A 12,765-nucleotide genomic window follows, 5' to 3' on the forward strand; every position below is an offset into this window, starting at 1 on the left:
AGAGAAATTCGGCATTTTCTATTGACTTGACGCGAAATATCCGATACTATAAAGAAAAACATTTCGCATTAGAGTCTTCCCCTATAGCTCCCTATTTTTCCGTCTGTTCTATCGTTTTTTTAGGATATTATGTTTATTCATCTCGCTTTTTGTCTTGAATCAGCCAGGCTGTATTATTCTTTATCTAAAACGACGGGAGCCGTGTGCGCTTTGCACACGCAAAACATTTCGCACGGGAACCCTTTTTATTTTAATAGAAATGAGGTCATTGCCATGAACAAGCCCCTTCTCGCTACCTACTGCACGAACAAGGCGATCCCCATGCTGACGGAAGAGGACATCCGGCTGCTGGACATCGTGTATATCGGCTTCGGTCGGGTGGACGGCACGCAGGTATGCCTGGACGAACTGACCAACCTAAAACGAATGGCGGACATCCGCCGGGTGAATCCCGGCATTCGTTTGATCCTCACCACCGCCAGCGGTGAAAACGGCGGATTTCCGGCGGGCACCCGCACCGAGGCGGACATCCGGGCCCTGGCGGTCAACTTGGCCGGTGCCGTGAAAGCTTACGGCTTTGACGGCCTGGACATCGACTGGGAATACCCCACGGTAAACGGCGACCTCACCGAAAGACACCGGCACACTCTGCTGCTGAAAGCGCTGCGGGAGGAGCTGGATAAGCTGGAGGGGCACCGTACCCTGTCCATTGCGGCGGGCTGCAAAACCTGGTATTTCCAGATAACGGAGCTGAGCGAATCGGTCGCCTATCTAGATTACGTCAATTTGATGACCTACGACATCAATGCCAACAACCCTTACACCATGCACCATGCCTGCGCCTATCCCATGGCCACGGACAGGGAAACCGAGGGCAGCGCGGCGGAAAACATCGAGGTGTTTCACCGCCACGGCGTGCCGTTGGACAAAATCATCATCGGCGCCGCCTTTTACTCCCGTCAATGGAAGCACGTACAGGACGAGAATCACGGCCTGCACGCCTTTTCCGGAGAAGGGAGCGATTACGGACCCGGCTACACCCAGCTGATGCGGGACTATGTGGACAAACAGGGCTATACCCGCTATTGGGACGACGATGCCAAGGCCCCCTATCTGTTCAACGGGGACACGTTCATCACCTACGAGGACGAGGAGTCCCTCCGGCAGAAGTGCCGTCTTGTCCGGGAAAGCGGCATCGCCGGCATCATGATTTGGGAATACAGCTACGACGAGGATCATGGCCTGGTACGGGTCATGGCCGACGCATTGCGTTAACACGAAAGGGAGAATCCATTATGCATGTCGCCAGCAGCACCATGGCGGGCAGCCGCCCCCTGCAAGAAATCTACGACGCTCTCGGCATCCACTACGCCAAAGGCGGCGTAGAGGTATACACCGCGCATATCGAGGATTTACACGGGGTGGAGGTGAAAAAGGCGGGCAACCGGATCTGTATCCGGTATTCGGAGCCGGCTTTTCTATACCGGGGTGTCGGCTTGGCCGTGGAAAACAGCCATCTCGACCGCTTCACCCTGCTGGAAACGCCCCGCTTTTCCACCAACGGCCTGATGCTGGACTGCTCCCGCAACGCAGTGGCCTCCCTGCCGACGCTCAAGACGCTGATCCGGCAGCTGGCCTTGATGGGGCACAACACCCTGATGCTGTACACCGAGGACACCTATACGGTGGAAGGGCAGCCCTATTTCGGCTATATGCGGGGACGGTATACGGAAACGGAGCTGCGGGAGCTGGACGAGTATGCCAGCAGCTTCGGGATCGAGCTGGTTCCGTGCATCCAGACGCTGGCCCATCTCCAATCGGCCCTGCAGTGGGACGCGTATCGGGACATCCGGGACATTGACGACATTCTGCTGGCCGACGATGAGCGCACCTATGCGTTAATCGCCGACATGATCGGCGCCTGCCGGCGGCTCTTCCGCAGCAGGCGCATCCATATCGGCATGGACGAGGCCGCCCATCTGGGCCGGGGCCGGTACCGGGACATACACGGCCCGGCGGACAGCTTCTCCCTGATGTGCCGCCATCTGGACAAGGTATGCGCCATCTGCCGGGAGAACGGCTTCACCCCGATGATGTGGAGCGATATGTTCTTTCATCTGGTAGGCGGCGGCTACAACACCGAGGAGGCCATTCCGCCCGAGAAGCTCCAGCTGGTGCCCGAAGGGGTGGAGCTGGTCTATTGGGATTACTACGCCACCAGCCAGGAGGTGTACGACGCCAACTGCAAGAAGCATCTCCGGTTCCCCAACCCGGTTCTATTTGCGGGCGGCGCGTGGAAATGGACGGGCTACGCCCCCAGCCTGGAACACAGCCTGCGGGTGTCCCGCATGGCGCTATCCGCCTGTGCAGACAACGGCATTGGGCAGGTTTTTGCCACCGCCTGGGGAGACAACGGCGGGGAAACCAGCCTGTTCGCCATTCTTCCGGTGCTGCAGCTTTTCGCAGAGGTCAACTTCCATGGAGAAGTGACCGACGAACAGCTGGCCAAGCGGCTGAAAACCTGTACCGGCGCGGCTCTAGAGGCGTTCCGCCTGCTGGAGGCTCCCAACGTCCCGCTCACCGATTCCCGCGCCATGGGGCTGAACGCCTGTAAATACCTGCTGTTTCAGGATGTGCTCTGCGGGTTGTTCGACAAGCATGTCCAGCCGGGCTACAACGCCTATTATGCCGAGACTGCCGAGCGGCTGGCCGCAGCCGGCGCGGCGGCCGGAGCCTACGCTTATCTGTTCGACACGCTGGCCGCTTTATGCCGGGTGCTGTCCCTGAAGAGTGAAATCGGGCTGCAGCTCAAGGCCGCTTACGACGCGGGAGACAAGGCGGCCTTGGCCCGGCTGGCCCGGGAAACCCTGCCCGCCGTGACGGCCGCCGCCGAAGACTTCCGCAGGGCGCTCGAGACGCAGTGGATGCGGGAAAACAAGCCCTTCGGCTTCGAGGTGCAGGACATCCGCGTCGGCGGGATGATCCAGCGGTGCAAAACCGCCGCCGCCCGGGTGGCCGCCTACGCCGAGGGGTCCCTGCCCCGTCTGGAGGAGCTGGAGGAGGAGCGTCTTTATTTCGACTGCCGGACGGAGGACGGCAGTCCGGATCCCATCAGCTGCAACATCTGGACGCGGATCGCCACCGCGGGTCTGCTCTAAAACCACGCACGGCCGGCGTACCTTTGTACGCCGGCCGCTTTTTATGCCGTGACCAGATGCACCAGATGGGCAATGCCCGGGATGCTCTCTCCCTGCTGGGAGGAGGTGGGAGACATCAGGGCGCCGGTGCCGATGAACAGCACGCTGTTCAGCTCCTTGCGCTCCATTTTGCTGAGAATATACGAATTGAGCACCGCCGCCGAACAGCCGCAGCCCGAACCGCCGGCGTGAACGTCCTGCTTGTTGCGGTCATAAATCAGCAGCCCGCAGTCGGTGTAATTCTTACCAAGATTGACGCCTTTGCGGCTGAGCAGCTCGCACAGCAGCTCGCCTCCCACGCTGGACAGGTCGCCGGTGACAATGAGATCGTAGTCGTCGGGGGAGGTGGACGTGTCCTGCAGGAAATTGAAGATGGTGTCCGCCGCCGCCGGCGCCATGGCCGCGCCCATGTTGTTGGCGTCGGTGATGCCGAAGTCGGTCACCCTTCCGCCGCAGACCGCCGCGATGTGCACGCCGCTGCCGCCCATGCCCACCACCGCGGCGCCGGAGGCCGTGGCCGTCCACTGGGATGTAGGCGGGCGTTGCCCGCCATATTCCAGTGGGAAGCGGAACTGCCGCTCTGCCGAACAGAAGTGGGAGGAGGTCACGGCGCAGCAGACATCCGCCGCCCCGCTGTCCACAAAGATGGCCGACATGCCGAGCGTCTGCGCCATGGTGGAGCAGGCCCCGAACTGGCCGAACAGCGGGACATTGTATTCCCGCAGCCCGAAGGTGGAGGCGACGTTCTGGTTCAGCAGATCGCCCGCGAAGAGGTAGTTGACCTGGGAGGGGGACATCCCCGCCTTGTCGAGGGCGCGGGTGAACGCCTCCCGCTGCAGGGCGCTCTCCGCCTTCTCCCAGGTCTTCTCCCCCAGAGTCGTGTCCTCAAAAATATAGTCAAAATAGCGGCCCAGCGGCCCCTCGCCCTCCTTTTTCCCCACCACGGAAGCATAGCCCAGGATGGTGGGGCGGCTGGACAGGGTAACGGTGAACTGGCCTTTTCTTTCCGGCATGACGGTCCCTCCTAAAACAACGACAAAATATACAGGATCAGTCCATACGCGATGGACGTGGTGATGCCGTACACCAGCACCGGCCCGGCGATGGTGAACATCTTGGCCGCCAGGCCCAGGACGAGGCCCTCCGTTTTGAATTCGATGGCCGGGGCCGCGACGGCGTTGGCAAAGCCGGTGATGGGCACCAGCGTGCCCGCGCCCGCATGTTTGGCGATGTTATCGTAGACGTTCAGGCCGGTCAGCAGGATGCTCAGGAAGATCAGCGCGATGGAGCCGACGAGCCGGGCCTCCTTCTGCTCCATGCCCGCATAGGTCTGCAGCAGCTGCACGATGACCTCTGCCAGGGTGCAGATGCCTCCGCCGATCAAAAACGCTTTCAGGCAGTTGGTAAAAACCGGTGACTTGGGCGCCACCTTTTTGTTCATCTGCCGGTATTCCTGTCCCGTTACCTCCAAGATGCATTCCCCTCTCTGTATTTTCTACCATAGTATATCCGCAAAGCCGCGTGCCATGCAGCCGGCTTTGGAAAACCGCTATTCGGCCGCGTTGGTTTCCAGCGGCTGAATGGCCGGGCCGCTGAGCAGCCGGCCGGTGTAGTCGTACCGGGAGCCGTGACAGGGGCAATCCCAGGAATTCTCGTCCCGGTTCCATTCCAGCACGCAGCCCATATGGCTGCAGATGGGATTGACCGTGTACACCGTCCCGTCGGTGTCCTTATACGCGCCGACCCGTTTGCCGTCCACGGTGAGGATACGGCCCTCACCGGGCGGTAGGGATCCGGTGGTGTCGGCCGCCAGCTCCACATAGCCGCCGATAAAATTGGCCAGCATATCGGTGGTCTCCACCAGGAAGCTTTTGGCTTTCATCCCGGGATTGAACCGGGAGGGGGAAAAGACCTCCGCCGCGTCGCTGCTCCGGCTCAGAATATCGTCGCTGAGCAGGTTGGCCGCCACCATGCTGCCGCTCATCCCCCATTTGTTGAAGCCGGTGGCCACGAACACCCGGGAGGAAAGACTCCCTTCCGCCTGGCGGTATCGGCCGATATACGGCACCCCGTCGTGGGTCATGCAGTCCTGGGCCGACCACTGGGCCGCCGTCTCCCGATGGGGATACCAGACGCCGCTGGCCGCCTCCAGCTCTTCAAAATGCCGCCGCTTGCCCTCGTGACCCGCTTTGTGGCTTCCGCCGCCCAGCAGAATCCCCTGGCTCCAGGGGCGGAAGGAGTAGGCGGGCTCGTCCACACCCAAGTACATATGCTCCATGGCGGGCACGTTTTTGAGGGCCAGCACATAGGAGCGCTCCTGCCAGATTCGGGCGAAATAGAACCCGGGCTTATCCATGAAGGGGAACCGGGTGGTCACCACCACGGTATCGGCCTTCACCTCTCCCCGGCTGGTATGCACCAGCCCGTCCCGCCAGCCGTCCTTAGGGTGCAGGGCCTCGGCGTGCGGATAAAAGCGTACCCCCTGCTCCGCCAGCCAGACAAGCAGGCTGCCGACAAATTTCAGCGGGTGGAAGCAGGCTTGATCCGCCAGCCACAGACTGCCCGCCACGGCGAAGGGCAGCTCTGTCTGCTTTTCCATGACGACCGGAAGCCCCAGGCGCAGACAGGCGTCCCGCTCCTGCTCCAGCTTGCGCCGGTTATCGCTGTGGGCGGCATACAGCACGGAGGAACAGCGATGGAATTCGCAGTCGGCGCCGAGACGGCCGGCCAAAGCGGCGTATTCCTCCACCGCATCCTGATGGATATGCGCGTACAGCCAAGCTTTCTCCCGGCCCAGTCCCCGCAGCAGCTTGTCGTAAATCAGCTCGTGCTGGGCGGTAATTTTAGCGGTGGTATGCGAGGTGGCGCCGGCGCACAGCTCGTCCGCGTCCACCACACAAATGTCGGTCACGCCCTTTTCCACCAGCCGGCAGGCGGTCAGCAGGCCGCACATGCCGCTGCCGATAATCAGCACGCTGGTTTTCCCCTCCAGCCGCTCTGGAAGTGCCTCCGGCGGCAGCGGCGGCATTTTATACTCCTGCCATATCGACGGATAATCCATGGACACCCCTTCTTCCCATTCGGATTGCCGCGATATGGGCAATTGCCGATTTTGCTCTAGTATGTCCAACGGGCGGAGCGTTCATTCCTTCTTGCACATTTCGCATTTTTTCGCTATACTTAGGAAAAGAACCAACGGAAAGGCCTGAATGTGATGTTCGAATGCACCCATCTCGATTTTTTTACAAATGACAACGTCTATACCGGCAGCAAGGACGGCCTGCGGTTCCGCGTCGCGCCGGAGGGAGAGACGCTGCGCCTGTGGACATGGACGACGGATATCTGCTTCGAGAAGGCCGAACCGGGCGAGCCGCAGGAATTCCCCTTGACCGAAGAAGGGCTGAGCGCCCTGCTTGCCTGTCTGGAGCAGCGGCACGCCGCCATAAAAGAGTAAAGCACCCCGCGTTTCAGCCTGTGAGCGAAACGCGGGGTGCTTTTTATGAACGGGCCTTGATGGTTGGTTTGCCAGCCGAGTATACTGCCGACAGAAACAACGCGTTGAGCGGCGCCCAGTCCGGCGGATTTTCCCGCGGCAGCGCTTCGATCCGCGCGCGCAGTCGGGGCAGATTGTCTTCAATAAAGGTATTGAGCGCGTCGATCCGGGGCATCTCCTCCACCTCCGGCGCGGCCATCTTTATCCGCAGCAGCTCCCGCACGACCGGACGCAGCGCCGGCTCGAGCTGGGTATCCGCCAGATCGGTAAAGCGCATGGGCGGCGGCGTATGGTTCTCCAGAATCCAACGGCAGGCCAGCAGGGGGCGGATGACGTAAAAATACTTCTTGACCCGCACCCTCTCCCCTTTCAAATATTCCCGATAGTTGCCCTCGGCGGTGCTCAAATAATGCCACAGGCCGGATTTATCGGCAAAATAGGCGTGTATCGTGGGCAGGAAGGACTGGAACAGCGGGGTGGTTTTGTAGACGATGGGCGACTGGCACCATTCGAAGAGGGTGGGGTTGGATCCATGGAGCAGGCGCAGGGCCTTATCCAAATCCCAGCCGCTGATATCCAGCTCCTCGTCGATGGGAAGCTCCAGCACATCCCGGCGCTTTTCCAGCCTCAGGTAGGCCTCACAGGACCGGACGTAGATGAAACGCACATCGTAATCGCTGTCGGGCGAGGGAAAGCCCCAAGCGCGGCTGCCCGATTCGACGGCGTGCAGAATGGTGATGCCTTCTGTTTTTTCCAGCTGCTGCAGCTGATGCAAAATGCGATCCCGCATGATTTTCCCCCTTATCCCGCCTTGAAATTGTAGATGGGGCGGATGATTTTTTCAATGGACGCGGTGGGGCCGATGTTGTCGACAATGGCCTCCATCCCTTTATAGGCCATGGGGCATTCGTCCAGGGTGGCGCGGCCGACAGAGGTGGTGTAAACGCCCTCCATGGCGCGCTGAAACTCCTCCACCGTAAAGGCGGCCGCCGCGGCGTGGCGGCTCATCAGCCGGCCCGCGCCGTGAGGGGCGGAGCAGTTCCAGTCCTCGTTGCCCTTCCCGATGCCAATCAGGCTGCCGTCCCGCATATTGATGGGGATGATCAGGCGTTCGCCTCGGCAGGCGGAAACCGCGCCCTTGCGCAGAATCATGGCGTCGGTATCGATGTAGTTATGAATGGTGGTAAAGCTTTCCCGCACCGTGAGGCCCAGGCCCCGGACGATTTCATCCACAATGGCCTTGCGGTTGAGAAGGGCGAAGCGCTGGGTCAGCTTCATATCGTGGATATAGTCGTCAAACAGCGCCCCCTCCACATAGGCCAGCTCCGGCGCGACCGCGCCGGCAGGCCGGCGGGTTTTGATCTCCCGGATCCGGCCCTCGATCTCCTCGGACCGCCCTGCCGACTTCAGCGCGGCGATTAGCTCCTCGATCTGGCGCTGGCTGCCGCCGGAGAGGGCGCGATAGCCCTCCCGCTGGTACCACTCCGCCACCTCGGTGCCCAGATGGCGGCTGCCCGAGTGGACGACCAGATACAGGACACCCTCATCATCCCGATCCACCTCGATAAAGTGGTTGCCGCCGCCGAGCGTGCCGATGGAGTGACGGGCGCGGTGCTCGTTGATTTCCCCGAAGCAGCGCAGCGCGCGGAGATCGATCTCCTCCAGATAGGGGTGAGGCTGGCCGCGCACCTCCATCCCGGCGGGAATGGCGGCGTAAATCAAGCGATCGAGAGCCTCCAAATCCAGCTGCTTTTCCTCCAGAACGGCGACCTCCATGCCGCAGCCGATGTCTACCCCCACCATATTGGGCGCCACCCGGCCATGCAGAGTCATGGTGGTGCCGATGGTGCAGCCCTTGCCCGCATGGGTATCGGGCATGATGCGGATGCGGGAATCCGCCAGATAGTCCTGGCTGCACATGGTGCGGATCTGTTCCCGCGCGGTTTCGTCAATCGTATCGATAAACACCTTGGCGGTGTTGTGGGTGCCGGTGATCTCCAGCATGGCTCTCTCTCCTTTGTTTTCTATTGTTACGCGACGATGTCGCGGTAGCGGGGCGCGCTCAGCGCCTCCAGCATATAGGCATAGGGAGACAGGCGGCCTGCCGCCACCATCTCGAACAGACGGGGCGTGCAGCCGGAAACCAGCGCCACCCCCTGCTCGTTGCTGGTGACAGGCTGCTGGAGCCGCCGGCTGGCCACGTTCCAGAACACCACCCGGGGAAGGCGGTAGCCTCTGGCCTCAAAGGCTTGGCGGGCGTACTGGAAGTTGGTCGTCTCCGCGTTTTCCGCGCAGGCATCGAATTCCATATCGGAAATGAAGTACAGCGCGGCGGGCAGTTCCTTCTGCGCCAGGCGGTGCTTGACGGCGGTGCGAAGGAGGAGATCAAACACCGCTTGCACGTTGGTGTTGGCGCATTCGTTGAACCCCGCGCAGTAACGCACCTGTTCACAGAGATCCCGCCCCTTCACCTCTATCAGCCGGGGCCGGCCGGAAAAGGTGACGAAGTGCCCCCGGAACGCCCCTTGGTTGCGCTGGGCGAAATAGAGGCCCAGAGACAGGGCCACCGCAGCGGGCCGGGGCTGCGCGGCGCTCCAATACATAGAGCCGGAGCCGTCCACCACCACCAGGGCGTCCTCGCCGCCGGTATAGTCGGGCAGGGCCTTCCAAGCGGCGTCCAACGCGCGCCGCTCGCCCTCGGAGGGAACGCCGTCCAGCAGCGGGGCCACCAGCTCGTAAGGATAGAGCGTGCTGGTATGCAGCGCGGCTTTGCCGGCGGCCACCTGGGCCAGATACGCCCGATAGCGGGGGCCGTCGTTGCGCAGGAATGCCTTGCGGTATCGGAACATGGCCTTGGAGGGCTGCTTGGCATAGTCGAAGGTATACGCCCGCTCACGCAGGGAATTTTCCAGAATCGCGATGCGGGCCCGCAGTGCGGACAGGGTTTTGCGGTACTGCGCGTCGTTCATGCCCAGCGCCCGCGCCACCCGTTTGGCGCTGCGCACCGTGCCGGGATGGCTGGCGTTCACCGAAGGCAGCCATTTGGCGAGCAGGGACACTTCGCCCTCCCCGGTTTCCAAAGCGGCCCGGTCGCGGGCCAGCATCGTCCGTATGTAGGCCAGCATCGCGTCCTGACAGGGGGTATCCAGCAGGGTCAGCAAATCGTCGTACCGGCCGCACTCCGGGATCGCGTCCAGATTTTTGACCACCGAGGCGGGAGACAGCGCGGCAAGGGTTTTCAGAATCACCCGGAAGGCCCGGCGCTCCCCCAAGCCGCCCCGCACATCGCGGGCGAAAAATGCAATTTTCATGGCCAGATCGGGGTTTTCCGCAAAGGCGCGGGTGAACCGGCCCTCGATTTCAGCGGCGGGGGCGGCGCGCAGGGCGCCGATGGTGGAAAACAGATCCAGGCAATCGCTCATGGTGGTGGTATACGCCGCGGCGCCGTTTTCCGTCCGGGTGGTATTGGCTTCTTGTTTCAAATCATCCAGCATGGCGATTTCCTCCTATCGAATGGGGAAAACAAGGCACGTCGCCGGATCTGACCCGGCCGCATTCGCCTGTCGGCAGCTGCGTCACCTAAAAATGGCTGTCTGTGCCTTTCAACCCTTTCAAGGCGCGTGCCGGTTTTCAGGCCGGCCTTCACGCGGCGGGTCATGCCCTCAGGCCGCGTCCTTATCGAAGAGAATGGCTGTGCGCGCCTTTCATGCTTCCATCATACGCGCCTCTGGAAAACTTTTCATATCAAAAAAGTTGCGAGATAGATGGGTTTGTCGTAAACTTGAGGACAGAGGAGGCGAGAACATGGCCTACAGCGAGCTTGTCAAGCGTTTTGATCTGGTGCGCGATTATATGCGGGATTTTCTGATTTTCGGCTTTAAGACCCGGGAGGATTTCGACCGAAAAAGCGGCCGCACCTACGACAACGAGCGGCGGCGGATCGAAAGCTGGCTGGGCGACAGCCTGCGCTGGGAATATCGCGCCGGCGGCAAAGCGCTCTTTTTATCCCTGGACGCCGGGACTCTGTCCCGCAATCCCCTATACCGGGCCTGGCAATCCAAAAGCTTCACCGATAACGACATCCTCCTGCACTTTTTTCTGCTCGATCTCCTGGCGGACGGCCGGCCCCGGCACGCGGAAGCGATCACCGACGAGCTGCTCGAGGCATACGATCAGGTTTTTGAGCCCCTCACCGTCCGCCGGAAGCTAAAGGAATATGCTCAGCTGGGAATTTTACATACGGAGAAGCAGGGCCGCAGGCTGTGCTATACACGCGCGTCCCGTTCGCTGGAAACCCTGTTTCCCGACCAAACCAATCTGCCGGAACTGCTGGCCTTTTTCGGAGAAACCGCGCCGCTGGCCGTCGTCGGCGCGTACCTGGCGGGCCGCCTTCCAAGCGAAAACCTCACGTTCCGCTTCAAGCATCATTTTATCGCCCATACCCTTGAGGATCAGATTCTGCTCACGGCCCTTCAGGCCATGCGGCGGGGCGAACGGCTAACAATTACCAACGTCAGCGGCCGAAACAGCGCGGAGACCGTCTGCACGGTGATCCCCCTCAAAATCCTGGTCAGCGTCCAGACCGGGCGGCGCTATTTAGCGGCGCGGCGGCTGGACGCGCGCCGTTTCGCGTCTTTTCGGCTGGATTACATCAAGAAAGCGGCGCCTCTGCCGGGAGAGGAAGGGGACGCGGCCTGCAAAACGCTGGCCGAGCCGCTCCTCGCCGGATCCTGGGGAGCGGCCATTCCGGGCCGCAGCCGGCGGCAGCGGTTTTCCATGATTCTGGCCGTGGACGAGGAACGGGAGCCGTATATTCTTCAGCGCCTGCGGCGGGAGGGGCGGGGCGGAACCGTGGAACCGATCGCCCCGGGCCGTTGGCGCTATACCACGCAGGTTTCCGACACGGGAGAGATGATGAACTGGGTCAAAACCTTTATCGGGCGGATCGTCGCGCTCGAGGGCGACGGTCAGGAGGCGATCCAGCGGTTTCATGACGATATCCGGCGGCTGGCAGAGATGTACGGGGGTGAGGGCTAATGGAGCTGTTTTCCGAGGTATATGGCTGTTACTACGAGGTGGTGGCCGCCGTGTTGCGGGCCGCGCCCCTGGATCGCAGACAGATCGAGGCGCTGGTATCGCAGCGCGGCTACGGCGAGAGCACACTCCAGCTGATTCCCAAGCTGCTTGACGAGGGCGCCTGGCCCCTGCTGACCGCGCGGGATGGACGGTATGACAGCCGGCTGCGCACATCGCCCACCCTGCCGCTGACGCTTCTGGAGGCCTCCTGGCTCAAGGCGCTGCTGGCCGACGCGCGCATCCGCCTTTTTCTCTCCGACGATTCGTTTCAGCATCTTTCCAAAGAACTGGCGGACGTAGAACCGCTGTACCGCCAGGAGGATTTTCTCTGCTTTGACCGGTATCTGGACGGCGATCCCTATGCCGACGAGGACTATCGCCGGCGGTTCCAGGCCATTCTCGCCGCCATGCGGGAGCGGGCGGCGTTGTCGATCGCGTATACGCCGCCGAAGGGCCGCCCGAACAACGGCCAGTATATCCCCCTGCAGCTGGAGTATTCCGCCAAGGACGATAAATTCCGCGTGTTTGCCGCCAAGGTGCGGCACGGCAGGCTGCGCGGGTATTTCAGCCTGAACCTGAACCGCATCACGCAGATCGAACCGTCTCCGGAGCGGTATGCCGGCCCTTTGGATGTGGAAGCCTGGCGGCGGAGCCGGCGGTGCGCCGAGCCGCTACAAATTCTGGTCACGGACGAGCGCAACGGAATCGAACGGTTTATGGTGGAATTCTCCTCCTTTGAAAAACAAAGCGAGTACGACGCGGACACCAACGCTTGTCTCGTCAAGCTCTGGTACCAGAAGGACGACGAGACGGAGGTGTTGATTCGCCTGCTGGGCTTTGGCCCGGTGGTGCGCGTCCTGGGACCCGCGCGTTTTGTCCGGCAGCTGCGGGAGCGGATTGACAAACAGATGGCTTACCTCTCGGCGGGAGAACCGCAATGTAAGGATTAAAATAGCAAACAAGGCCGGATGGGTGTGGGATTACCACGTCCATCCGGCC

General features: G+C 61.6%; 11 protein-coding genes. 5 read left to right on the forward strand and 6 right to left on the reverse strand.

Annotated features, from left to right (window positions below; genetic code table 11):
- Positions 1–273 precede the first annotated feature (273 nt).
- Both ACSAMM_RS07485 and ACSAMM_RS07490 read left to right on the forward strand, forming a co-directional pair.
- On the forward strand, positions 274–1,275 hold the full coding sequence (locus tag ACSAMM_RS07485; protein WP_457790814.1) for a glycoside hydrolase family 18 protein: 1,002 nt from the start codon (positions 274–276) through the stop codon (positions 1,273–1,275).
- Between the two features lie 20 nt (positions 1,276–1,295).
- Positions 1,296–3,158 (forward strand): family 20 glycosylhydrolase, encoded by a 1,863-nt coding sequence (locus tag ACSAMM_RS07490; RefSeq protein ID WP_457790816.1) that lies wholly within the window; start codon positions 1,296–1,298, stop codon positions 3,156–3,158.
- Between the two features lie 41 nt (positions 3,159–3,199).
- Here ACSAMM_RS07490 and spoVAD read toward each other — a convergent pair whose 3' ends face one another.
- From spoVAD to ACSAMM_RS07505, 3 genes are all read right to left on the reverse strand, one after another.
- Entirely contained in the window at positions 3,200–4,210 is a 1,011-nt protein-coding gene (gene spoVAD / locus ACSAMM_RS07495; RefSeq protein ID WP_177770259.1) for a stage V sporulation protein AD, read from the reverse strand.
- Positions 4,211–4,221: 11 nt separating this feature from the next.
- Positions 4,222–4,668 (reverse strand): stage V sporulation protein AC, encoded by a 447-nt coding sequence (spoVAC, locus tag ACSAMM_RS07500; RefSeq protein WP_457790819.1) that lies wholly within the window; start codon positions 4,666–4,668, stop codon positions 4,222–4,224.
- A 78-nt stretch (positions 4,669–4,746) separates the two neighbouring features.
- Positions 4,747–6,258, reverse strand: a complete 1,512-nt coding sequence (locus ACSAMM_RS07505; protein WP_457790821.1) for an FAD-dependent oxidoreductase — start codon at positions 6,256–6,258, stop codon at positions 4,747–4,749.
- Positions 6,259–6,411: 153 nt separating this feature from the next.
- Here ACSAMM_RS07505 and ACSAMM_RS07510 point away from each other — a divergent pair, with 153 nt between their 5' ends.
- Complete coding sequence (locus tag ACSAMM_RS07510; protein ID WP_457790823.1) at positions 6,412–6,651, forward strand: hypothetical protein; 240 nt, start codon at positions 6,412–6,414, stop codon at positions 6,649–6,651.
- A gap of 43 nt (positions 6,652–6,694) precedes the next feature.
- Here the strand turns inward: ACSAMM_RS07510 and ACSAMM_RS07515 are convergent, their stop codons facing one another.
- Genes ACSAMM_RS07515 through ACSAMM_RS07525 form a run of 3 tightly spaced genes read right to left on the reverse strand, consistent with a single transcriptional unit; the run spans position 6,695 to position 10,184 of the window.
- Positions 6,695–7,480 (reverse strand): nucleotidyltransferase domain-containing protein, encoded by a 786-nt coding sequence (locus ACSAMM_RS07515; RefSeq protein WP_457790825.1) that lies wholly within the window; start codon positions 7,478–7,480, stop codon positions 6,695–6,697.
- Between the two features lie 11 nt (positions 7,481–7,491).
- Positions 7,492–8,694: an RtcB family protein gene (locus tag ACSAMM_RS07520; RefSeq protein ID WP_457790827.1), complete on the reverse strand. Its 1,203-nt coding sequence runs from the start codon at positions 8,692–8,694 to the stop codon at positions 7,492–7,494.
- A 26-nt stretch (positions 8,695–8,720) separates the two neighbouring features.
- A complete protein-coding gene (locus ACSAMM_RS07525) occupies positions 8,721–10,184 on the reverse strand; it encodes a DUF2828 family protein (protein WP_178724305.1) in 1,464 nt (487 codons plus the stop codon).
- Between the two features lie 310 nt (positions 10,185–10,494).
- Between ACSAMM_RS07525 and ACSAMM_RS07530 the strand changes: the two genes are divergently transcribed.
- Positions 10,495–11,727, forward strand: a complete 1,233-nt coding sequence (locus tag ACSAMM_RS07530; RefSeq protein ID WP_457790829.1) for a WYL domain-containing protein — start codon at positions 10,495–10,497, stop codon at positions 11,725–11,727.
- Positions 11,727–12,716 (forward strand): WYL domain-containing protein, encoded by a 990-nt coding sequence (locus ACSAMM_RS07535; protein ID WP_457790831.1) that lies wholly within the window; start codon positions 11,727–11,729, stop codon positions 12,714–12,716. The genes ACSAMM_RS07530 and ACSAMM_RS07535 overlap by 1 nt, the downstream gene beginning before the upstream one ends.
- The last annotated feature ends 49 nt before the right edge of the window (positions 12,717–12,765 follow it).

Source organism: Anaeromassilibacillus sp. SJQ-5, assembly GCF_054108045.1.